Genomic DNA, 23,884 nt, shown 5'->3' on the forward strand with positions numbered 1-23,884 from the left:
ATATCCGGTTAGTAAAACTGGCTTGGATCTACATCGAGCGATCCAGGTGATACACCGCGTTCAATATGTAATTCAGATTTAAGTAAGTCAACCATAGTCACTTCAGTGTAACGTTTATACTTAATCGAATAAAAACACTTCACGACAGGATGCAACGCATCACGCCCTTTAGAGTCCCATACTATACCCACTCGTTCATCCGATAATTGCACCAATGAACCAACTGGATAGATGCCTACACAGCGAATGAACTCGTATACGAGCTTCTGATCAAGATGAAATGGGGTCAAGCTCATCAAAATTTTAAAAGCTGCTGCCGGGCTCATGGCTTCTTTGTAACAACGCGAAGCAGTTAATGCATCAAAAATATCAACAATACAGCTCATACGCCCATGTTGAGGAATTTGTTCATCTTTTAAACCATTAGGGTAACCACGGCCATCGAGTTTTTCATGATGCATTAAGCACACATCTTTACTCACTTGCGATAAGCCTTTTGTTTCATTCATGATTTCAATTGCATACACTTGATGCAATTTCATGTGTTCAAACTCTTCTGGGGTTAACTTACCTGGTTTGTGCAATATTTCGTTATCGACTTGAATTTTGCCAATATCATGTAAAATTCCACCCACCGCCATCTGCTTTAGCAGTTCGCGATCAAGCTTAAGATGTTTGCCAAAGGTCACCAATAAAAAGGCAACATTAATAGAATGCTCGAGTAAATACGCATCTTTGGTACGCAGTGCTGAAATACACTTAAATGCATCCGCATCGTCCATAACAGACTCAATCATTTTGTCGGCAACATCTTCAAATTGATTGACTTCGATGGCTTTACCACTGAAGGTTTCAGACATCACTTTTTGAATTAAGCCTTTTGCTTCAGCAAGTAGCTTTTTAGCCTGCGCTTGCTGACTATCTCGAGTGACCGTCGCTTTACGTACCAATAAACTGCTAACAGAGCTCGATTTACCCGCTTTTTTTAACCCGCAAGTATCTGAAGAACGATCAATATCAACCCACACAAGCAAAATGTTGTTTTTTTTCAACTTTAAAATTGCATCACGATGTTTGATTTGTCCGGGATTACGAATAGCCACCTTACTTTGCTGATGATCTATTGCCGTCACAAACATGCCTAAAGCAAGTTTATCGGTGGGGATTTTAATGACATTGCTTGATTCAACAGAATCATTCATTGTAACAATTACTCCGAAAGAGAAATTTAAGAACGGGATCTTGCTCACATAATATAAGCTATATTTTGAACTACTTTATCTCGTTCGCCTACTCTTTTTAGGAGAATATTACCGTATGGTCACATTACAGTTCACAACTATTCCTGTAGAAAACCTCAATGATAAACAATCAAACTGTTGTTGATGATATGGAGCAGCTTATTGGATCATTATTTCCGTATACTGATACCAGTAAAGAGTAAGCTATATTAGCAATTCAGATCACACGCTTTCATCTTGCCAATTGACACTATTTGCTAGGTTTATTAACGTTAAACCTTATGTTGTTATACGAGAGGTATAGGTTGGCTGGTCACTTTTTTTCATCACAGTTTAGCGAATTAATTACTAAGCTCGAGCAACTTCGCAATGTGCCGATTTGTGACCCTATCGTACAGCTATCTGTTGAGGCTCCTGCGCTGCCATTAATATCTTGGTTAAGCGCTCAAACTTTATACCCAAAAATCTATTGGCACGGCCGCGATAGAAACGAAGATGTCGCCGCCATCGGCTCGTGCAAGACGTTTTATTTTGCCGACCAAGTTGACGACAATGCCCTAGCACAAATTTATCAACAGCAACGCAATAAAACCAATCATCAAGATATTCGTTATTATGGCGGTTTAGCGTTTGATCGCACCGTAGAGTGTTGGCCTGAATTTGGCCGTGCACACTTTATATTACCCAGAATTGAATTACGCCGTAGCGGTAATCACGTTAGAGTATTGGTGAATTTAAATTTTGAAAATGGTGAGCCTGAAGACGAAATACAATCCGCTCTTAATGCTATCGCAATGGTGCAAAAGCCGCGTCCCTTGTCGCCGCCGAATAAACTCAACTTAATGGGCCGGAGTGATTTACCTAATTTTGCACGCTGGAAAGAATTAGTAGAACAAGTCACTCAAGCAAATTTTATCAAATCAACACCTAAAGTCGTATTGTCACGCCACAGCCAAATAGATGTAGATGACAATATTGACCCTTGGACAGTGTTAGCATGTTGGCAAGGTCGTAATCCGAATAGTTTTCAATTTGGATTCCAATTTAGCCCTGAACGCGCATTTATTTCTTGCTCACCAGAACGGTTATATTTACGCCGCCAACAGGAACTGTTTACCGAAGCATTAGCGGGAACAACTGTCAGAGGGCTTAATCCAGAAGAAGATAATGTACTGGCGCAGGCATTATTAGATGACATTAAAAATAGCCATGAAAATCAGTTGGTCAGAAAACATATTGTCGATGTGCTCACACCGTTAAGCCAATATGTAGGTGCTGATGAGCAACCTAAAATATTTAAGCTTAATCATATTCAACATTTGCACCGCGCTATTCGAGCGCAGTTAAAGCCAGGTGTTAGTGATTTTGAATTATTACGTGCACTGCACCCAACTCCCGCCGTAGGTGGGTTACCACGCGATGCCGCACTGAACTTTATTCGCCAACGAGAAGGCTATGCTAGAGGTTGGTATGCTGGAGCTTGTGGTTATTTAAATCATCATGAATCAGAATTCTCTGTCGCAATTAGAAGTGCACTGATAGAACCTAGAAGAATCAATTTATTTGCTGGTGCAGGCATTGTTGCGGGCTCAGATCCTGAAGCTGAATGGCAAGAACTGGAAAATAAGTTAGCTACAGTATTGTCTATTTTGATCGACTTTTAGTCTTCCGCTACTGACCATCACCAATAATGTTAACCTCAGCAGAATCTTTCGCTTGTGCAAAACACATGCTATTATCCCGCCCCCGTGTTTGCCAATACCTTGGTATTGCCTTGAAATAGGCCTGCTAACAGGTGTGTTTAAAGCAAGCACTGCCAATAAACTAAAATAATAATATTCTCTATAACAGACATTAGCTTATCTGTTTAACTGTGGCTAAATAGCCTCGTTAACACTAGTAAATACTGTTAACCAAACTAATAGCGGGTTCCCTCACCCCGCGCTAACCCAATTAAAAAGGCCACAATATGTTGACGTTAACCCAGGCGAAGTATCGCCGAGCACTGATGCTATTAGTCAGTTTTCATATCTTAATTATTTGCGCAAGCAACTACCTTGTCCAACTGCCATTTCAGCTGTTTAGCTACCACACCACTTGGGGTGCTTTTAGCTTTCCATTTGTTTACTTAGCTACCGATTTAACGGTGAGAGTGTTTGGTCAGCAAGCCGCTAGAGGCATTATCCTCAAAGCCATGATACCTGCACTTGTAGTGTCGTATTTAGTCGGCGTATTGTTTCATCAAGGTCAATTACAAGCGTTTAGCGCCTTAGCTGAGTGGAATAGTTTTGTATTTCGCATCGCCTTTGCCAGCTTTGTGGCTTACTTAATTGGTCAGCTCATGGATATCACTGTATTTGCAAAATTACGTCAGGCCAAAGCTTGGTGGGTTGCACCTGCTGCATCAACATTAATTGGTAACTTAGTTGATACCTTAGTGTTTTTCAGTGTAGCGTTTTATGCCTCAAACGATGCGTTTATGGCAACACACTGGCCAGAAATAGCCACGGTGGATTACGCTTTTAAGCTGATAGTGAGCCTAGGTTTGTTTTTACCCGCATATGGTGTGTTACTCAAAATCCTGCAAGACAAAATTTTACTTAATGGCGGCAGCGATAGTGACAACGTTATTATCCAAGCATCCAAATAAGCATCATCATTATTAATTGCGTAAACGTTTTATTTAGAATAGTTAGTGCAAGTAATTGGTTAATGTAAATAATTGGTGATGTAAAAGTGGTTAATCAATAAAAGCGTACCGTCGGCTTCATCAGTCATGCCGACGGTACGCTCTATTCATTCAGCGTTTTCGACCATTGTGATGCCCAACCTAAATGCATGAGATTTCCATTTTAGGACTCATATAAACTGAAGCTGTAAATTAAAACGGGTTTAAACAAAACTTCGCTCTATATATCCCCGCGCTAGCTTTAGTAAGGCTAATAGCTGTAGTAAACCAGCACAAACCCATTCCTCTCTACGTTAAACAACACCTAAATCTAAATGAAATAGCTTTATTCCATAAACTCATCTAAATAGAATGATAAAAAAACCAATCGACTAAGAATATTTATTATATTAATCAATGACTAATGTAATATTTTTAATAAGTTGAATATAAAAATGAAATTTATGATGATAAACACTTGCAAATACAAATGAGAATAATTATTATTAACTTGCGTTCCAAAACTCGGTTTACTAAATAGAGACTTCATCACCTTTAATTAGTCTGCAGAGTTCGCAAGCACGACATTGCTCACACACTCTTTGTGGCCGGGTTAATCACCCGGCTTTTTTTTGCCTATTTTTTGTCTATTCCTTGCCTATTTAGTCACGTGCTTTACTGTGTTCTGTCACCAAAATGTAAGCCTTCATAAGGCCCAAGCTGCTGATCATCTTTTGCTTTATGGTAAAGCCCAATGGTAAATATGGTGCCTTTTCCTACCGTCGAATTCACTTCAATCGTACCGCCAAGTCGTTTAATAATCCCATAACTCAGAGATAACCCTAAACCAGTACCATCTTTACGGGTGGTATAAAATGGATCAAAGATACGACTCAAATCTTGTTTCGAAATCCCCATCCCTTCATCTTCAACTTCAATTTTTACCCCAATAGCGATTCCGTCTTCTAGCCAGTCGTAAGTTCGTAGCCAAATTCGACCTTTATTCTCAATCGCATGGGCAGCATTAACCATTAAGTTAATCAGCACTTGTAATAGCTGAGGTCGATTGACTTCTACTGAACCTGTAGCCGTAAACTCCTTAATCAACTTCACTTCTTGTTGCTCAATAGAGTGACGAGCTAATAACAGCATTTCTTCAACGATTGGCGTCACAGGTTGTAATGTTATTGGCGCATTAAACTCACCAGGACGGCTATATTGCAGCAGGCTACGGATGATAGTCGTTATCCTACCGACTTGTTGAATAACCAATTCAATTTCTTCTTCGACTATTGCAGCGTTGTCACCGAGTTCATATTTTAATAGCTCCATGTTTCCCAAGATAACGGCTGTAGGATTATTAATTTCGTGGGCAATACCAGCAATCAGTTCGCCTAGTGCGGTGAGTTTTTCGTTAGTCACTAATTGCTGTCTGGTGGCATGCAACAACGCCACATTGCGTTCGAGCTCTTCTGTTTTATCTTGCAAGCTGCGGGTTCGTTGTTCAACTTTGATTTCTAGCTGCTCTGCTGCCGCTTGAATTTGAGCATTTCTTCGCTGCAACTGATCTAACATTCGATCAAATTGCTCCGCTAAATGTGCTAGTTCGTTATCACCATTCATGTCTAGTTTACCAATTCTGATATTTCGACCAGACTGTACCGCAGTAACAACTTGGTGAATATATTCAATAGGTTGTAGCAAACTGTTCGCGCCGCGATAAACCAAAAAACCTGAAATTAATAATACGAAAACTAAAATGGTGCCGAGCTCGATAATATTGAGTAAATAGTTATGTAAAAAAGGCGACTCAGAAAAGCCGGCATACACCATCCCAATCCTTTTACCACGAACATCGAGTAAAGGAAGGTAACCCGAGATATACCAATCATTAAGAACAAAGGCGCGATTTATCCACGTTTGGCCTTCAATGAGTACTTGCTGATAAACCTCATCAGACACTAAGGTCCCCAAGGCTCTATTGGGTTTATTGCTGTCTTTAGGAAATAGATCCATCGGTACATTGGTACTAATGCGAATATTATCCAGAAAAAGGGTTACAGTACCGATTGAACGTTCAGGCAACGTGCCTTTGCCATACACCAAGTCACGAATATTATCGACTATGTCAGTATTGTGATTAAACAACATCCCACCATCTAAATACCAAAATACATTTCCCGACTGGTCGGCTATTGGCAGTAGAGTTCGGCTTAATAAGCCACGGGTTTCCATGCTTTGCTTAGGTTTTTTCGCATGCAATGTCGGGATCAATGTAATTTGAGCTTGTTTTGCTAAACTTGAGTTAATTCTTTCGAGGCGTTTTGCTGGCAATACCATTAACCCCGAAAAAACCTTCTGTTTGGTTTGATGTAACATCAAACGTAAATCAGGGTCTCCAGCGGCATCGGCAACACTAATTAAACGTAAAAAGTCTAAACCTAATTCTTTTTGCTGTTGCGCCAATAGCATATTTAACGCACTAATCGCACTCGGATTTGGTTGTTGATCACTGTGTTTTATTAGCCTAAATGCATGTTGAAAATCCCATGATTCACTTATCGAGTCGAGCTTATCTTGTTGGCGTTCCTGCACTTGCACTAAAGTACTATTCGCGACAACCAAGTCAGCCTTTACCTTCATAAACAATTGTTTACCTGTGTATATTACATTCCAATAAATGGTAATAAACACCAAGCTAACTAAGGTTAATAAAATAGGTAATGATGTCAAAAACAAAATGCGATAACGCACTTTGGCCTGCATTTGCTGCCAACTAATACCAAAAACTCGCGTAAAAATACCAGTAGAATGCACCACTTTTATTCTTCCTCAAGACCTTGTTTTTCGTGAGTTAGCCAATCTTTAAATTTTCTATCTAAGGTTTTTCGTGACACACCTAAATCTCGCGCTGCAGCAGATTTATTACCACTATGGCTATCGACCACTTTGGTGACATGTTGTTTTTCAACTTCTTTTAATGGCCAACTTAGCGGATAGCCCATCGCATCATTAACCATAACAGACACAGGTTTCTTCCAATATTCCGCAGGCGGTTTACCTAATAGGATGCATCGTTCAATCATATTACGCAGTTCACGAATATTACCGGGCCAATCATGCTGTTGCAGTACTTGTAGGTCTTCGTGGCTCCAAATAACATCTTTAATGCCCAACTCTTGTGACAACTGCAAGGTAAAATAATGGGTAAGCTCAACAACATCTTCTGGCCGAGAGCGCAAAGATGGAATAACAATGTTCAATACATTCAAACGATAAAATAAATCACGTCTGAAACGACCCGCTTCAACTTCATCAATTAATAAACGATTAGTGGCCGCGATAACGCGCACATTAATGTCGATTTCTTTTTCGCTTCCTACAGGACGAATAGCACGTTGTTCGAGCACTCTGAGTAAGGCGGTTTGCATGTTCATCGGCATTTCGCCAATTTCGTCCAGAAATATCGTGCCGCCCGAGGCATAACTAAATAACCCTTCACGATTACCTTTAGCCCCGGTAAAAGCGCCCGCTGTATGGCCGAACAGTTCACTTGCTAACAATTCAGGAGCGATGGCACCACAGTTTACTGGTACAAACGCACCACTTCGGCCACTCTGTTGATGTAATTGTCTGGCCACCAGCTCTTTACCTGTGCCTGATTCGCCCTCAATTAATACAACTGCGTTAGTCGGTGCGATTCGCTCAATGACCTCTTTAACATCACGGATGGCTTCACTGTTGCCGATAATGGTGGATGACTGTCCGTGCGACAGTTCACGCCTTAACATAAAGTTTTCACGCTTTAGCAGTCGTTTTTCGATACAGCGGTCAACGGCGGTAATCATTTGCTCTAAGTGAAACGGTTTCATGATGAAATCAGAGGCACCTGCACGTAATGCTTTGATTGCCACATCCATGTCTGCATAACCGGTCATAAAAATGATATCAGATTGACGTTCGGGATCATCTAACGCTTCATGCCACTCAATACCTGAACGGTCGGGCAAACGAATATCAACAATTAGCAAATCGAAATGGCCGTGACTGCGTAATTCTTCTGCTTGGGCAATTGTGGAGGCGGTTTCTACCAAGGCAAACTTTTTTGCCAAGGCTTTCATCAAAAAACTACGCATACCGGGCTCATCATCAACGATAAGAACCGACATAGTGGTCTTGCTTACTGGGGAGATATGTTCATCTGGACTCATAAATGGACTCTTATTTGGACATTTTGTCGCGCTTTTCACCACTGTATCATCGAATTCACATCACTTGGTCACTATGAACCACAGAAAAGTGATCATGGGACAATTTGTCTAAGATAAATGATTAAAGCTTGGGAGCAAGTTCACAGTTTCGATTTTATGCGTGAACTGTATTTGCATTAACACTGCTTGGCATCTAACTTGCTTATTGCATTGGTAATTAAGCAAAACGGCTTAATGTTTTGTACACGTTTTTCAGTATGAACATCATGATTGTTAATATATCAAGGAGCGGCAATGTTAAAACTCAAAGCAAGCGTTAGTATTCTGTTGGCAGCATCGGTACTCAGCGGAGCAATGTTCAGCCCAACAGCACTCGCAAATGAAGTGATCAAGTTAGCGACCACTACTAGCACTGAAAACTCAGGATTACTTGGGGCGCTGTTACCAAAATTTGAAGCGGAATCAGGCTATAGTGTACAAGTGATTGCTACGGGTACAGGTAAAGCATTGAAGCTGGCAAGTCAGGGAGATGTTGATGTCGTTATGACTCATGCTCCAGCTGCAGAAGCAAAGTTTGTTGCTGACGGTTATGGTATTGAGCCTCGCGGTATTATGGAGAATGATTTCATTGTATTAGGGCCTAAAAATGATCCTGCTGGGCTCAAGTCGAGCAAAGATGCCACTGAAGCATTCAGCAAAATTGCTAATAAGCCAAGTAAATTTATTTCTCGTGGTGATAACTCTGGTACTAATATGAAAGAGTTAGCCATTTGGAAAGATGCGGGCGTTAAACCTGAATTTACTGGCTATACCTCAGTTGGCCAAGGCATGGGTAAAACCTTATTAATGGCCAATGAATTTCAGGCTTATACATTAGCGGATCGCGGTACGTTTATTGCTTATAAAGCTAAGCTAGACCTTAATATTAGTTTTGAAGGTGGCGCGGAATTAGCTAACCCTTACCAAATTATTTTGATTAACCCTACAAAATACCCAGACTTGAATCATAAAGGGGCAAGAGCATTAAGCGATTGGTTTATCAGCCCTGCAACACAAACTATGATCAATAATTATAAAGTGCAAGGAGAGCAATTGTTTAAGGCAACTTATAAAAAATGAGTGATGGCTGGTTAGCCCTATTGCAGCAAGCATTTAGCTTGCTGCTATCTTTTGACCCACATGTATGGGCAATTATTAACATCTCATTTTCGGTGTCTTTTGCCGCGCTGTTGATCACCATTATTCCGTCGATGATGTTAGGTTTTATCCTCGCTTTTAGTCATTTCAGAGGCCGCTGGATCGTCACTAACTTAGTGCAAACATTGCAATCTATTCCCACTGTAGTGATTGGTTTATTAGTGTATTTATTGTTAACTCGCAATGGTGTCTTAGGCGATTTAAAGTGGCTATTCACCCAAAAAGGAATGATTTTAGGACAGATTTTAATTTGCGCTCCAGTATTAATCGCATTGTCACAGGCCGCTTTTGCCAGTGTGGATCGTAGAGCGTGGGAAACATCTCGTACATTAGGAGCCTCATGGCTACGCGCGGTTTGGACCTTATGCCGTGAACTACGAGGCCCCTTACTGCTCGCCATTATCGCAGCGTTTAGTCGCATTTTAACTGAAGTGGGTTGCTCGATGATGGTTGGTGGCAATATTATGAATGTCACCCGTAATATTCCCACTGCAATAGCACTTGAAACGAGCAAAGGCGATTTTGCACAAGCTATCGCGCTAGGATTAGTCTTATTAATATTAGCGGTAGTGTTAAACTTCATCTTAGGTTCATTGCGAGGCAAAGCCCTCCCAAGGAGTCATTAAGATGACATTATCACATTCTTCAGACCGCTCTTTAGCCAGTATTCATGCAAAAAACCTACTGATATCTTTTAATCAGCAGATACTCTTTAGCGCAGCCGATTTGCATTTTAGCCAAGGTGATGTCATTTACCTGCAAGGTGACAATGGCTCGGGTAAATCGACCTTAATGAAACTCCTCGCGGGTTTAATTAAACCAAATCAAGGTCAGATCACCAGCCAGGGGTTTGCGCCTAAAACGTGGTGGCGACCGTCATCTCTTTTAGGTAAAGCGGTTTATTTACATCAACATCCTTATCTTTTTGAAGGCACAGTAAAGTACAACTTAACCTACGCCTTGGATCAGCGGGCTTTAGCGCCGGAACAACGTAAAAAACGGATCAAACAAGCCATTCATATGGCTCAACTCACCGATTTACTGAATCATAATGCTAGCGATCTATCCGGGGGCGAGAGACAACGTCTTGCCATTGCCAGAGCTTGGATTGCGCAACCTAAACTATTAATGCTTGATGAACCGATCTCGAATATGGATAAGCACTCACAGCGCTTAGTGCTCGCGATGATTAATCAACTCAAACAAGACGGCACAGGACTGTTAATTAGCAGTCATCAAACCTGTGGCCTGACCGCGTTGTGTCAACAACATTGGCATATAAAGCAACGCACAATTCATACCAGTATTCATGTACCCCAAACAGATGATTTACATGATACCCACACAACGGAATTACATTATGGCACCTCAAATTGATGCGGTGATTTTAGCTGGCGGCATGGCAAGACGAATGGGCGGCAATGACAAAGGCTTAGTGGATCTCAATGGCCAAGCGATGATTTGTCATACAATTAATAAGCTGTCGACTCAAGTGGATCAGATCCTGATTAACGCAAATCGAAACCAAGCTCAATATGAACAATGGGGTTACACCGTTTTCAGCGATCAAGACAGCGGTTATTTAGGCCCTTTAGCTGGAATGGTTACAGCCTTAAAACAGACTCAAGCTGATTATTTACTTGTGGTCCCTTGTGACTGTCCTATGCTACCAACCGACTTAACAGCAAGATTATTAGCTGCTTTAGAGCAACAACAAGCCGACCTTGCTGTTGCTAGTGATGGTGAATATGAACAACCCGTAGTGTTATTGCTAAAACCACATCTGGCAGCATCAATGCAGGCTTTTTTAGATGCGGGAGAGCGCAAAATTGATTTTTGGTATCGCCAACATAAAGTGGCAGTAGAAAGTTTTGCTGACCAACCCAATGCATTCGTTAACATCAATACACCAGAACAAAAACAGCAGTTAGCAACGCAAATTGCCAAGTAATTCAGTAGAGGTACTTCATGACAGCATTATTTTCTAATCCATTGTCCATTCCCGTTTTGGGATTTTGTGCATACAGTGGCACAGGTAAAACCACTCTACTAAAACAGCTTATTCCTGCCTTAATTGAACGCGGTTTACGTTTAGCCGTTATTAAGCATGCACATCATAATTTTGATGTTGATGTTCCGGGTAAAGACAGTTTCGAAATGCGCAAAGCTGGGGCAAGGCAAGTATTGGTAGCATCTCATGTACGCTGGGCATTAATGACTGAAGACCCAGTTGATGATGACCCACAATTACAACATTTACTGCGTCAAATTGAAGCCGACAAAGTCGATATCGTGCTGGTAGAAGGCTTTAAAAAACTGGCATTACCTAAAATTGAATTACACCGTGCAGCACATAATAAACCTTTGATTCATATACATGATGACAATATCGTTGCGATTGCCTGTTGTGATGAAACCACAGTACCTGATTCATTAATGCGATTAGATTTAAACAACGTGGCGCAAATTGCTGATTTTGTACAACACTATCAACAAAATTGGCAGGCAGAAGAGGTCAGCTTGCCGATTGATGCGAGCAAAGCAGCTCAAATGGACGATACGGAAAACAGTCCAAACGCTATTAGTGTATCCCAAGGCGTTGCGGCGGTATTAAGCCAAGTTACCCCTATTGTGGACACTGAATTAGTCAGTCTTTTCGATATTGATAATCGCGTACTGGCACATGATATTATTTCTGAAATAAACGTACCTCAACAAACTAACTCAGCAATGGACGGTTATGCCTTTGCGTTTAGTAACTTATCTAATAAGCCTCTTAAAGTCGTGGCCGAAGTATTAGCAGGACATCATTACCCCAATATGCTGCAAGACGGCGAAGCCGTGCGCATTATGACCGGAGCAACAGTGCCAAAAGGCGCTGACACCATTCAGCCACGAGAACTAGCAAACGAACAAGATAACCTGTTAACCCTTCTTGAGCATGAGCACATCGTTAAAGGTCAGCATGTACGTCTGGCGGGTGAAGATATTGCTAGCGGTGACGTCGCTTTAGCGGCAGGAAAACGCTTAGGTGCCGCTGAACTAGGCCTACTAGCATCACTTGGATTTGATCGACTACCTTTAGTTAAACGCCCTACCGTCGCGGTATTTTCAACTGGCGATGAAGTCAGCCAACCAGGGCAAATACTCAAACAAAACTGCATCTATGACTCAAATCGCTATACCGTATTATCGATGGCCAAAAAGCTCGGTTGTCAGGTTATCGATTTAGGCATTATTGAAGATGATGAACACATACTCACCGCGACGTTACGCAGTGCGGCAGAGCAAGCAGATATCGTCATCAGCTCTGGCGGCGTATCTGTGGGTAATGCCGATTACATTAAAACGGCACTCGCCAATGTGGGCAACACTCAGTTTTGGCGAATTAACATGCGACCTGGTCGCCCTCTCGCGGTAGGGAATATTGATCGCAGCCTATTTTTTGGCTTACCGGGTAACCCTGTGGCGGTTATGGTGGCATTTTTACAGTTTGTGCAACCTGCTATCCGTAAATTAGCTGGCGAACTTCACTGGCAACCACAATTTATTCCTGCCATTGCCCAGCATGCATTACGCAGTAAAACGGGGCGTACTGAGTTTTTACGCGGTATTTATACTATTGGCTCAGATGGCCGAATCAAGGTAAGCACCACTGGTGCGCAAGGGTCTGGCATGCTCAGTTCAATGGTCAGCGCTAATTGTTTAATTGTCATTGGTGATGATACTGCCACCATACCTGCTGGCGAGTCTGTGTTTATTCAACCCTTTGCTGATTTACTGTAAGTGCTGATATGAGCCAACTTATCGACAGCTTTCAGCGAAAAGTTGATTATTTACGCTTATCGGTAACCGATCGTTGCGATTTTCGCTGTGTATATTGCATGAGCGAAGATCCGACTTTTTTACCTAAGTCACATGTACTTAGTTTGGAAGAGTTGTCGTGGATAGCCCAAGCTTTTACTGAGCTTGGGGTAAAAAAAATACGCCTCACCGGTGGCGAGCCACTAGTGCGATCCGACTGTGACAAACTGGTCAAATTATTGAGAAAACTGCCTCAACTGGAAGAACTCTCAATGACCACTAATGGGTCTCGATTATCTAAGCTAGCGCAGCCACTGTTTGATAATGGCCTTAGCCGATTGAATATCAGCCTTGATACCTTAAACCCCGATGTGTTTGCGCAGCTAACGCGTAACGGAAAACTAGAGCGTGTCATCGCTGGCATTGATGCCGCAATAGCGGCTGGCTTTCGTAACATCAAAATTAATGCGGTCATTCTGCGTGGACGAAACGAGCATGAAGTATTAGATTTAGTTGAGTTCTGCCGCCAACGTCAACTCGATATTGCTTTTATTGAAGAAATGCCAATTGGACTCATTGATGATCGTCATCGTCACCGTCATTGCTCAAGTGACGAAGTCCGAAACATTATTGAAACGCGCTATCCCTTAATCGCTTCATCTAAACGCACAGGTGGCCCCTCTCGATATGTAAAGATGGCCGACAGCACGATTCGTATCGGATTTATATCGCCACACAGCAATGACTTTTGTCATGAATGTAATCGCGTAAGAGTAACCGTTGAAGGGCAATTACTGTTGTGCTTAGGTAATGAGAATGCCATTGATTTAAAATCAATTGTGCGACAATTCCCCGCCGACATTGAACGTCTTAAACAAGCCATTACCGATGGAATGCAGTACAAGCCGCAATCTCACCACTTTAACCTCAACGCTGCTCCACAAATACTACGCTTTATGAATGCCACTGGCGGCTAATTGTTTTTGCTATCGCCAATGGTACACTTATGTCATGATTTGCCACTTCAAACTTGCGCGTTACATTACCAGTTTGAGATAGTTTTTATCCACATTAAGGTGATTTATGGCTCTGTCACGTAAAAGTTGGAACTATATTATTATTGGTGCCAGTGTATTTATGATTGCGGTATTGTCTTTTATCAATGATAAAACCGCCGATGTCCCAGATGATACAGTGCCTTTATTTGATCCGCAGCTGCCGTTGAAACAATTACAACTTGATGGTATTTGGCTAAGTCAACAAGACGGACAGTGGCAGTGTCATTCGCAGGTGCTCAATTGTCAGCAATGGGTTTTATCGTGGCAAAATATTAGTGTATCACCATTAAAAAATCAGCCTGAACATAGCCTTAATGAGCAAACACTGTCTATTGCCATCGATAATATGCAAACGACACAATTATGGCGCTATTTCCCAAATGAAGGTTTGTTGCAATCGTCCAGTCAAAATTGGTATCTAGTACCGCCGAGTTTACGAGCTGGGTTACAACCTATATTAGCCATACCTCCTCAATCAAAATAATGAGTCATTATGCCCGAATTACCAGAAGTTGAAGTGACCCGTCTAGGGATCAGTCCATATCTTATTGAGCAAACGGTAAGTGAATTGATTGTGCGCAATGCCTCACTTCGTTGGCCTGTACCGGCTATAGCTCAAAACATTGTTGGTCAGCGTATTACCAATGTCCGCAGACGAGCTAAATACTTACTCATTGATACCGATGCAGGGATGACAATCGTGCATTTAGGCATGTCAGGCAGCTTACGTATTTTACCGCGCAATACCCCAATCGAAAAACATGACCATATTGATTTAGTACTCGAAAATGGGCGCATGTTACGTTTTAACGATCCACGTCGCTTTGGAGCTTGGTTATGGTATGAGTTACCAGAAGAAGCCCATTCACTACTATCAAAGCTTGGCCCAGAGCCACTAAGCCCTCATTTTACGCCATTGCAATTGCAAGCAGCACTTGCGGGCAAGAAAAAGGCGATTAAGCTGTGCTTAATGGATAATCACATCGTGGTTGGAGCCGGTAATATTTACGCCAACGAAGCTTTATTTGCTGCCGGGATCCATCCTGAAGCCGCGGCGGGAAGCATTGATTTAGAACGGTTAACGATTCTAGTCAGCGAGGTTAAGCAAATTTTGGCTCACGCCATTGAACAAGGTGGGACAACATTAAAAGATTTTACTAATGCCGATGGTAAGCCAGGATATTTTGCGCAAAAACTGCATGTTTATGGTCGTGGTGGCGAAACCTGTACAGCCTGTGGCAATTTATTAAGTGAGATAAAACTTGGCCAACGTACCACGGTTTTCTGTGGTTTATGCCAACAACGTTAGTCGGATAAATAACGCCTAAATTTACACATAAAAAAGGGAGCCATTTGGCTCCCTCATAACATCAACCTCAACTCGGGTTAATCAACCATAGCGCTTAAAACTTATATTCGTAAGTCGAAAACACAGTGCCTTGAGTGTCATCATCTTGTACTTCGAACTCTGAATTAGCCACACTGCCACCTAAGGTCAACATGCCATTAAACATCGGCAAACGATACGACAATTCCAGCATCATGATATCTTCTTTTAATGGCTGTGGAGCCCATACACCACCGCGATTAGCACCGTCTTTATTCAGTTGAGCATAACGGAGTATTGAAGTAAAACCATGACTATTATCGAACTGCCCAATTAAGCCTAATGCATAAACATTCGCATCACTGTCATAGGTACTGCCAAAAGCACGACCATAGTAACGCGAGCCACTTTGGTAAGTAGAATGCTCATAAAAACAGTTAAACTGGTTTTTGTCTTCACCGCAATACACCATAGTATCTGTGTACTCGATAAATAATTTGTACTGTTGTTTGGAAATATTAAAGCGTGTGTCTGCACCAACCATTTTACCGCAATCAACGATTTGCCATGGATCACCTTTTGAATCTTCGCAGGTGCGTTCTAAGTACAAACCAACAGGCACATCAAACCAGGTATCTGCATAACGGACATCAAAGCCCGCCATCTGGTTACCATAGTTTGAACAACCAAATTCATCGACATTATCTGCTCGACAATCACGCTGACCAGTAATGGATTTAACCGCGGTATTGAAGCTACATTCTTGGCCTTCACCGCAAAACTGTGTAGTCCAAGACAAACCAATTTCTAACTGCCTAAATGGCTTAATTGCCCCACGAAGATTCCATAATAGGGTATGTGGAGCATAACGATCTTCTTCGGTCACACTCACGCCACCAGTTAAACTCCAATCGCCTATCCATGACAGCCAAGGCGTTTCAAATGCTTGTGAATTATTACGACTAATCATTAAGGATGGCATTGGACGAGCATTATTTGATTTATGCAATGATGAGTCAAATCCCGGTCCCCACCATTGGCCTACGCTGCCGGCAGTGACAATCCAATTGCCTAACACCACAGCAATATAAGAATCATCTAAACGGATTTCTTCGTCGTCCGCAGGGTTATAATTTGCCGATGCAGAAATCTTATAAGAAAATCGCTCTCCAGTGTATTCATGTGAGCCTTGTAACTGGCCCTTTTCACGATAATCAGAGCCAAAATGCTGAAAACGCGCCTCATCAGATGCAGCCACTACTTTTATACTGGTGTTTCCACGATTCCCAACAGCATTTTGGTAGTAAAAATTAACTCGTGCAAATGCATCCACTAAATCAGGCGTTAACAAAGCAGGTTCCGCTTGAGCCAAATCAGCTCCAATACCAGACCACATCAATGGAAATGTATTAATAGGCCCACTAATCACTCCGGCATCTGCTAAGGCTTGAATATCCGCACGCAAATAGATATCAGAGGTATCGACCCATGGTGCAGCTTGAGCACTGCTGTAGAGCATCATCGCGCTTAATCCAAGTGCAGCAGCAACCTTAGTTGACTTAAATCCTTTTATCATGAAATTACTTACCTTCTTTATCTAATTGAATTTGGGCTACTTTCAGCTTTAATGCTGCTGCGATCTGTGGATGAACAAATTGACTCACATCCCCCCCGTGTAATGCCACTTCCTTCACTAACGTAGAAGAAATAAATGAGTTCTCTTCCGCAGGTGTCAAAAAAACACTTTCAAGATCTGGGCTTAAACGGCGATTCATATTTGCTAACTGAAACTCATATTCAAAGTCGGATACCGCACGAAGGCCGCGGATCAACACACTCGCATGCTGTTCTTTGGCGAAATCAACCAACAACCCAGTAAAGCCGACAACTTCGACATTTTTTAAATGTGCTGTCACTAAGTTAACTTGAGCGACACGCTCTTCGAGAGAAAAACGAGGCTGCTTAGAAGGGTTTGACGCTATACCAATAATCACGTGCTTGAATAAGCGTGCTGCACGTTCGATTAAATCGGCATGACCATTAGTCACAGGGTCAAAAGTACCTGGATAAATTGCTCTTCTGTGCATAATATTTCGCCTTTACATCATTTGTAGCCGCTAGTTTAGCGACTTTTATCACCAGAATGTACATCATTTGGTTTAGCTATGGGTTAATGTCACATGGCGACATAACTATTTTTGTATTTTGGGAAGTGATGGTAGATGTTGTTTATGTTTTAACAACTCCAGCTCGTATTTCACTTTTTGCCAAATACGCAGTAAATGATGACGCTTAGCGTTATTACGTCTACCCAGTCGACTAATATCACTGTCTAAATCGGTCGCAATCACAGGAAAAGGTCTCACGACAAAACAACGCAATTGTTTTTCATACCAATACTGAATATCAATATCAACTGGACGAGCAATAGGGTATGCCGTAGCCAATAATTTTTGTGCCCCAGCAAGCGATACACATTGGCCGCGAGTAGATGACGGTAGTTTTAAACAGGTCGACAAACTAAAACGATCATCAAGATCTATCGATTTTACAACGCCCTTTCGTTTACGCCCATGACACAGTTTAATATAGTCCCAATCAGTAGAAAGGTTTTCAATGTGCTCTATAACCGTCATTAACGCAGGATCTAACACAGAGTCATCCTCAAGAATTAATGCGTAATCTAACTGCTGTTCAATAATCATTTGCCAACATTGAACATGGCTGAGATAACAGCCAATTTCACCCAGATTGAGCTTTTTGTCGTATTTTTGAAGGTTTGCTTGAGGATCATACACTTTAGCAATATCGGTATCGTGCAAATCCTTACCGTATACGGCGGAAATACGTTGGTATTCGATACCTAATTGTTTTAGCTGCTCATCCATGAACGTAAATCGTTCAGTACTGCTATCTAAATTAATGAGAAAAACTTTACATTTCATATATTACTAACCCAAACACCCAATTTAATCATGTTCAACTACTGATATTTAACCCTAGAATATTCAGTAATGGCGACATCTGCTGAATAAAATGGTTGATGCTACCGTTAGGTTACTTTTGCGAGTGACATTTGATTTAATCCATTGAATAAATTTAAAACAGCCCTTTTAATAAAATCATGGCTATTTTGCGTCCTTTCACTCACATGCATTTCACCATTTTTACAGTGAGAGGTTTGGGAGTATATCACTAATATTCTGGCTTGAGCTTGTTGTCAAAAAATTCATCACAATGGCCAGATTAGTTAACAATAGCAACCGATATTTGTTAACCCTTGATACAATTCCGCATGCAAACGATGAACAAACGGTCTTGAGTTGATATACTCTGTGACAGCTCTTGCGCCAATCATCATGGTCGTTGAGAAAATCGTTAAAAGTCACAATACAATGAGCCCCATCATCCGATGGAATTAAGTTAATATTTTATCTTTCAGACAGTCATATGAAAAAAATCTTAGTCATCAAACACGATAAAATTGGCGATTTTGTGCTGACATGGCCTGCATTCTATCTGCTAAAAAAAGCCATGCCAGATGCAATTATTGACGTATTTGTTGCCAAGGTAATTACACCTTTTGCTGAAGCATGTCCCTACATCGATAATGCCATTGCAGATTCTGGTGATGATGCCGCCATCGCAGAGTATATTACTAAACAAGATTACGATGCGGTGATTGTGGCTCATTCTGAAATGAGAATGTATAAGATCTTAAAAAATATCGACATTCCATATAAGCTGGCGCCAAAACATAATTGGTATCAATATCTTTACAAGCACCGTGCAAGCACTGATTATAAGAAAGGCGAAGGTTGCTGGCGTGGCAGTTGTATGTTGATTGAACATTTTTTATCGCACCATGGTTACCCTATCCCTAGTTTACCGAAGCAATACTGGGATATGAGTGAGTACAAGCCTAAGTGGCAACAATATTATGGCCAACAAGCAGATGAAAAACTGATTTTTATTCATCCCGGTACTGGAGGTTCTTCTGGCAGTGTGGCAGAAGTGGATCTGGCCAAGATGATTAGTCATATCAATCGTCTTACAAAGAGCGATTGTCATTTTGTATTAACTTATAATGGTGACGAGCTGGTTTTAGCCCAAAATATTCAAGCGTTACTAGCAGACCAACCTATTCGTGTTTCGTTAGCCAAACCATTAGCCAGTTTGCGCGATTTTGCAGAGTCGTTAGTGGCAGCAGACATGTTTATTGCTGGTTCAACAGGCCCATTGCACATTGCTGGATTACACAATGTTCCGACGGTAGGTTTTTATGCGGGTAGACGCTCAGCACCGCATATAAGATGGCAAACGTTAACAGAATCGAGCAAGCGACTCACTTTTACGCCACCGATAGGCAAGAAAACGGGCCGTAATATGTCTTTAATCGATTTTGATCAAGTGTCCCAAGAAATTGCAGACTTTTTAAATAAGCCATTTTAAGCGCAATGGATTCAGCCAGCTCATCTAGAGCACAAATATTGGAAGTATTATTATGATAGTGGTTACAGGCGCAGCAGGGTTTATTGGTAGTAATTTAGTTAAACAACTTAATGCCATGGGCCGAAATGACATTATCGCCGTTGACGATTTAACCGACGGCACCCAGATGTTCAATTTAGCCGATCGTGAAATTGCTGATTATCTTGATAAAGATGATTTCATCAAGCAAATCAAAGCGGGCGATTTTGATAACAAACTTGAAGTCATTTTCCATCAAGGCGCTTGCTCATCGACCACCGAGTGGGATGGCAAGTTTATGATGGCCAATAACTACGAGTATTCAAAAACATTATTGCATTACAGCCAAGCTAATAACTGCCAATTTATTTATGCTTCTTCTGCATCTGTCTATGGTGGCAGCGAAAAGTTTATTGAGCAACGTGAACTTGAAAAGCCACTCAATGTCTACGCTTACTCTAAGTTCTTATTTGATCAATATGTAAGACAGCAAAAACTCACTGGTCAAGTGGCTGGATTACGTTATTTCAACGTTTATGGTCCGCGTGAACAACACAAAGGTGGCATGGCCAGTGTGGCGTTCCACTTTAACAATCAAATTAACGCTAATGGCGTGTGTCGTTTGTTTGAAGGTGTTGATGGTTATGAAAATGGTCAGCAACTTCGTGACTTTGTGTTTGTCGAAGATGTGGTTAACGTCAATTTATGGCTATGGCAGAATCCATCTGTATCAGGCATATATAACTGCGGGACGGGCCAAGCACAAAGCTTTAATGATGTTGCCAATGCTGTGATTGCTTATCATGGTAAAGGGCACATTGAATACATTCCTTTCCCAGACAAATTGAAAGGCGCTTATCAAAGTTATACTCAAGCAGATTTAACTCAATTGCGAGCTGCAGGTTACCAAGCTGAGTTTAAAACAGTTGAGCAAGCCGTACCTGAATATTTAGATTGGCTTAAAACCCAACATTTCATTGGTCAATAATAACAAACAATTGTCAGCTCAATTTTACTTTACATGGATACAATGATGAAAAAAGCTATTTTCACTCTTGCGATTGGTGATGAAAATCCGATGTACCGCGCGGCACTGCTCAGCTTTGAGCAATATGCAAAAAAAGTCGGCGCGGATCTCATTGTATCTAAAGAGTTTCATTATCCGATTAGCATTAAAGACCCTCAACATACTGCCAGCCCGGCATGGACAGAAAAACTGTACATTAAAGAGCTCCTTAAACAATATGACCGGGTGTTATATGTCGATGCTGACATTATCATTCAACCAGATGCGGAGAATATCTTTGAAGTTTATGATGATGTAAACACGGTTTATTTATTTAATGAGGGCGAGCATTTAGAACGTCAAAATGTGATTGATAAAATAACCTCAATTATGGGGCCGCTCGATAATTGGCCGGTCGTCAACAATCGTTCAGTTTACTACAACCTTGGTTGCATGCTTATTTCAAAGCAAAGCCGATTGTTTGACATCGCTAAACTTGAAGACCTGCAACTGCTGTGCAACCACATCAAGTATTACGAGCAAACATATGTAAACTACTTGCTGCACAGAGACGGCTTAGCGCATCAGAGTATTTCGCCTAAGTTTAATCGCATGGATTTTATGGGCCCAGAAAACTATCGCGATGCCAGTTTTATTCACTACGCGGGGCGAGGCTACAGTAATTCGTCACTTAAGCGTGAAGTGAGATTTGTAAATGACTTTTGCGAACTGTTCAAAGGTCATATTGATGACCAGGTATTAGCTGATATAAAACAAAGTGGCTGGGATCTGTTTATCAACAAAGTTCAGCAACGCTACAAACTGCCTAAGCCTATAATCAATGCGATAGCCAAGCGCTTCGTGACAATTTAACCAAAAGGTTATTTACCTTATACCTAGCTAAATAGCCATTGTGATTTAACGTATTTAGCAGCAAAGTATTTAGTGAAAAGGCTTAATTATTCATGTTGAAATACAAAGTATTTGTTATTAATTTGGCCCGTTCGCAAGAGAGGCTAACACAAATTGCAGCACAACTCGCTGAGGTCAATATTCAATTCGAACGCATAGATGCCGTTGAAGGAAAGCTGCTATCAGCAGATGAGATCGAAGCGGTGTCACCTGCACGTATAGCCAAACAGCATTATTATCGCGATCTCAGTAAAGGTGAAATCGGCTGCAGCTTAAGCCATAAAAGAGCTTGGCAAAAAATTATCGATGATGATTTAGACTTAGCTTTTGTGTTTGAAGATGATATTCATCTTGAAGCTAACTTTGCAGCCACCATTAACATGATCCTCAATCTACCCACCATGGATTGGGACTTTATCAAGTTATATCCACTGACTCGAAAAAGTCGCAAAAATATTCAGTCGTCAATGCAATATGGTGAGTTTGAATTTGTAACTTATAAAAAGTTTCCACTAGGGGCAATGGCTCAAGCCATTAGTCGTCGTGGTGCAGAGTCGCTGATTAGCCATATGCCTTATATTGTCCAGCCAGTTGATGGTCATTTAAAGTCTTGGTGGACTCTCGGAATAAGACCTTTTGGTTTGCTACCTTATTGTATTTCAGTCGACATAGAAGGCCCGTCAGACATTAATCCAGACGGTAACTTAGAAAGAGCACCTCAACGTCGCGTCACTAAGTTAATGTTAAACTGGAGTCGAGCTTTGATGCGATTTATTGCAACGCCTCAGCTGGAAAAACAATTTCGTCAATTCACTCAAGCGTTAAAAAAGGATTAATGTGTCTTCATTAATAAGCCACACACAATTACAGAGTGCGCAGCGTATTTTGTATATGACACACTTAGCCATTGGTGATTTTGTTTACCAAAGTGTTTGGTTAAAAGCACTTAAAGCTAAATATCCGCATTTGGTTATTGATGTGTGGTTTGACGATTGCCGCAGTCGTCCGCAATCGTGGGCAACTGGTCGCAATAAAGTGCTCAACGAATGGATAGACGCTTTAGGTATTATCGACAATACTTATCCAATTGTGGGCAACCTTGCTCAAAGACAAGGCTATATTAAACAGGCTCAAGCGCTCAACTATGATTTAATCGTATTTATAGGTAAGAATCGCAGTGAGCAATTTGCAAAAATAGCCCGAAAAATATCAACATCAGCCTTTGTGGTGGCCTCGAAAAGTAAACCATTGAGTAACCCGCTTGCAAAATGGCTATATTTCAAAAACATAGATGCACACTTCAGTTACGATGACATAGCCAAACGCAGTAAACATATTACCGATTTATACTCACTATGTTTTGAGCGTGCATTGGATCTTACTTGTGATGATTTAGTCGATGGGAAAAAGCAATTAGTCTTTAATGTTGATGACGTTTATCAGCAACAAGCCCGCATACTTATCGAAAAATCAACTCAAAACGATAACAATAAGCTCATTGTTTTTGTCAATCATTTATCCACAGCCGATAAGCGTGATTACCCTTTTGCTCAACTTAAACAAGTCATTCTAGGACTAGAAAAAAAATACCAAAACTTGGTGTACATTTTCAACTGTCCGCCAGATAAATTGAATGAAGTAACCACCCAAGTTGCTGAAGATAGTGACTTAAACCGTTTGGCTGTGACCACCTTTACTGCCAAGCAAAATTTCTTTCAATTACCAGCCTTAATTGCTGAAAGCGATATTGTTATAAGTGCCGAAACGGCAACGGCTCACCTTGCAGTATGCATGGGTAAACCACAAGTGACCATAATGTCGAATGATTTAACTCTTTGGCAACCACAAGGTGACAGCATTATTTTAACCGGTAGTGGCCAAGCTAAATCGATTACGCCACTACAGATTGTGGATGCTTTTACGAAGCAGCTTCAGCAGCATTTCAGTGGCACGCCCAAACTAGCTGAACGAGCATAATTGAGAATCAATA

Annotated in this window: 21 protein-coding genes; 15 read left to right on the forward strand and 6 right to left on the reverse strand. The window is 41.3% G+C overall.

Going from position 1 to position 23,884, the window contains the following annotated elements; genetic code table 11:
• Positions 1–8: 8 nt before the first annotated feature.
• Positions 9–1,202, reverse strand: coding sequence for a cyclic di-GMP phosphodiesterase (locus tag EGC86_RS15595; RefSeq protein WP_011639321.1), 1,194 nt, complete (start codon positions 1,200–1,202; stop codon positions 9–11).
• 320 nt (positions 1,203–1,522) lie between these two features.
• Here EGC86_RS15595 and EGC86_RS15600 point away from each other — a divergent pair, with 320 nt between their 5' ends.
• The gene (locus EGC86_RS15600) at positions 1,523–2,905 is read left to right on the forward strand and encodes an isochorismate synthase (RefSeq protein ID WP_011639322.1); all 1,383 of its coding nucleotides are present in this window, start codon (positions 1,523–1,525) and stop codon (positions 2,903–2,905) included.
• Between the two features lie 305 nt (positions 2,906–3,210).
• Entirely contained in the window at positions 3,211–3,891 is a 681-nt protein-coding gene (locus EGC86_RS15605) for a 7-cyano-7-deazaguanine/7-aminomethyl-7-deazaguanine transporter (protein ID WP_011639323.1), read from the forward strand.
• Positions 3,892–4,584: 693 nt separating this feature from the next.
• Here the strand turns inward: EGC86_RS15605 and EGC86_RS15610 are convergent.
• Both EGC86_RS15610 and EGC86_RS15615 read right to left on the reverse strand, forming a co-directional pair.
• Complete coding sequence (locus tag EGC86_RS15610) at positions 4,585–6,675, reverse strand: sensor histidine kinase (RefSeq protein ID WP_123778227.1); 2,091 nt, start codon at positions 6,673–6,675, stop codon at positions 4,585–4,587.
• 56 nt (positions 6,676–6,731) lie between these two features.
• Entirely contained in the window at positions 6,732–8,120 is a 1,389-nt protein-coding gene (locus tag EGC86_RS15615) for a sigma-54-dependent transcriptional regulator (protein WP_011639325.1), read from the reverse strand.
• A 354-nt stretch (positions 8,121–8,474) separates the two neighbouring features.
• Between EGC86_RS15615 and EGC86_RS15620 the strand changes: the two genes are divergently transcribed.
• The 8 genes from EGC86_RS15620 to mutM all read left to right on the forward strand — a co-directional run bounded on the left by EGC86_RS15620 (position 8,475) and on the right by mutM (position 15,488).
• Positions 8,475–9,239 (forward strand): ABC transporter substrate-binding protein, encoded by a 765-nt coding sequence (locus EGC86_RS15620; protein WP_404948481.1) that lies wholly within the window; start codon positions 8,475–8,477, stop codon positions 9,237–9,239.
• Entirely contained in the window at positions 9,236–9,943 is a 708-nt protein-coding gene (locus EGC86_RS15625; protein ID WP_123778156.1) for an ABC transporter permease, read from the forward strand. Before EGC86_RS15620 ends, EGC86_RS15625 begins: the two co-directional genes overlap by 4 nt.
• A gap of 1 nt (position 9,944) precedes the next feature.
• Positions 9,945–10,694 carry an energy-coupling factor ABC transporter ATP-binding protein gene (locus EGC86_RS15630; RefSeq protein WP_123778157.1) on the forward strand — a complete coding sequence of 250 codons (750 nt, stop codon included), beginning with the start codon at positions 9,945–9,947 and terminating at the stop codon, positions 10,692–10,694.
• Positions 10,678–11,268 (forward strand): molybdenum cofactor guanylyltransferase MobA, encoded by a 591-nt coding sequence (gene mobA / locus EGC86_RS15635; protein WP_011639329.1) that lies wholly within the window; start codon positions 10,678–10,680, stop codon positions 11,266–11,268. Before EGC86_RS15630 ends, mobA begins: the two co-directional genes overlap by 17 nt.
• A gap of 17 nt (positions 11,269–11,285) precedes the next feature.
• Positions 11,286–13,103: a bifunctional molybdopterin-guanine dinucleotide biosynthesis adaptor protein MobB/molybdopterin molybdotransferase MoeA gene (locus tag EGC86_RS15640; protein WP_123778158.1), complete on the forward strand. Its 1,818-nt coding sequence runs from the start codon at positions 11,286–11,288 to the stop codon at positions 13,101–13,103.
• Between the two features lie 8 nt (positions 13,104–13,111).
• A complete protein-coding gene (gene moaA / locus EGC86_RS15645) occupies positions 13,112–14,098 on the forward strand; it encodes a GTP 3',8-cyclase MoaA (RefSeq protein WP_123778159.1) in 987 nt (328 codons plus the stop codon).
• Between the two features lie 106 nt (positions 14,099–14,204).
• Positions 14,205–14,663: a hypothetical protein gene (locus EGC86_RS15650; protein WP_123778160.1), complete on the forward strand. Its 459-nt coding sequence runs from the start codon at positions 14,205–14,207 to the stop codon at positions 14,661–14,663.
• A 9-nt stretch (positions 14,664–14,672) separates the two neighbouring features.
• A complete protein-coding gene (mutM, locus tag EGC86_RS15655; RefSeq protein WP_123778161.1) occupies positions 14,673–15,488 on the forward strand; it encodes a bifunctional DNA-formamidopyrimidine glycosylase/DNA-(apurinic or apyrimidinic site) lyase in 816 nt (271 codons plus the stop codon).
• Between the two features lie 94 nt (positions 15,489–15,582).
• Here the strand turns inward: mutM and EGC86_RS15660 are convergent, their stop codons facing one another.
• The 3 genes from EGC86_RS15660 to EGC86_RS15670 all read right to left on the reverse strand — a co-directional run bounded on the left by EGC86_RS15660 (position 15,583) and on the right by EGC86_RS15670 (position 18,451).
• A complete protein-coding gene (locus tag EGC86_RS15660) occupies positions 15,583–17,082 on the reverse strand; it encodes a capsule assembly Wzi family protein (RefSeq protein ID WP_123778162.1) in 1,500 nt (499 codons plus the stop codon).
• Positions 17,083–17,086: 4 nt separating this feature from the next.
• Positions 17,087–17,593, reverse strand: a complete 507-nt coding sequence (gene coaD / locus EGC86_RS15665) for a pantetheine-phosphate adenylyltransferase (RefSeq protein ID WP_011639335.1) — start codon at positions 17,591–17,593, stop codon at positions 17,087–17,089.
• 105 nt (positions 17,594–17,698) lie between these two features.
• The gene (locus EGC86_RS15670) at positions 17,699–18,451 is read right to left on the reverse strand and encodes a glycosyltransferase family 25 protein (RefSeq protein WP_123778163.1); all 753 of its coding nucleotides are present in this window, start codon (positions 18,449–18,451) and stop codon (positions 17,699–17,701) included.
• Between the two features lie 505 nt (positions 18,452–18,956).
• On the opposite strand from EGC86_RS15670, the gene EGC86_RS15675 reads away from it, so the two are divergent.
• The 5 genes from EGC86_RS15675 (at position 18,957) to EGC86_RS15695 (ending at position 23,871) form a co-directional block, all read left to right on the forward strand.
• Positions 18,957–19,958, forward strand: coding sequence for a glycosyltransferase family 9 protein (locus tag EGC86_RS15675; RefSeq protein ID WP_123778164.1), 1,002 nt, complete (start codon positions 18,957–18,959; stop codon positions 19,956–19,958).
• Between the two features lie 52 nt (positions 19,959–20,010).
• On the forward strand, positions 20,011–20,964 hold the full coding sequence (gene rfaD, locus EGC86_RS15680; protein WP_123778165.1) for an ADP-glyceromanno-heptose 6-epimerase: 954 nt from the start codon (positions 20,011–20,013) through the stop codon (positions 20,962–20,964).
• Between the two features lie 21 nt (positions 20,965–20,985).
• Entirely contained in the window at positions 20,986–21,855 is an 870-nt protein-coding gene (locus EGC86_RS15685) for a glycosyltransferase (RefSeq protein WP_342634236.1), read from the forward strand.
• A gap of 92 nt (positions 21,856–21,947) precedes the next feature.
• Positions 21,948–22,730, forward strand: coding sequence for a glycosyltransferase family 25 protein (locus tag EGC86_RS15690; RefSeq protein ID WP_123778167.1), 783 nt, complete (start codon positions 21,948–21,950; stop codon positions 22,728–22,730).
• A 1-nt stretch (position 22,731) separates the two neighbouring features.
• Positions 22,732–23,871 carry a glycosyltransferase family 9 protein gene (locus EGC86_RS15695; protein WP_123778168.1) on the forward strand — a complete coding sequence of 380 codons (1,140 nt, stop codon included), beginning with the start codon at positions 22,732–22,734 and terminating at the stop codon, positions 23,869–23,871.
• Positions 23,872–23,884 lie beyond the last annotated feature (13 nt).

Origin of the sequence: Shewanella frigidimarina (assembly GCF_003797125.1) — a bacterium.
Classification (GTDB): domain Bacteria; phylum Pseudomonadota; class Gammaproteobacteria; order Enterobacterales; family Shewanellaceae; genus Shewanella; species Shewanella frigidimarina.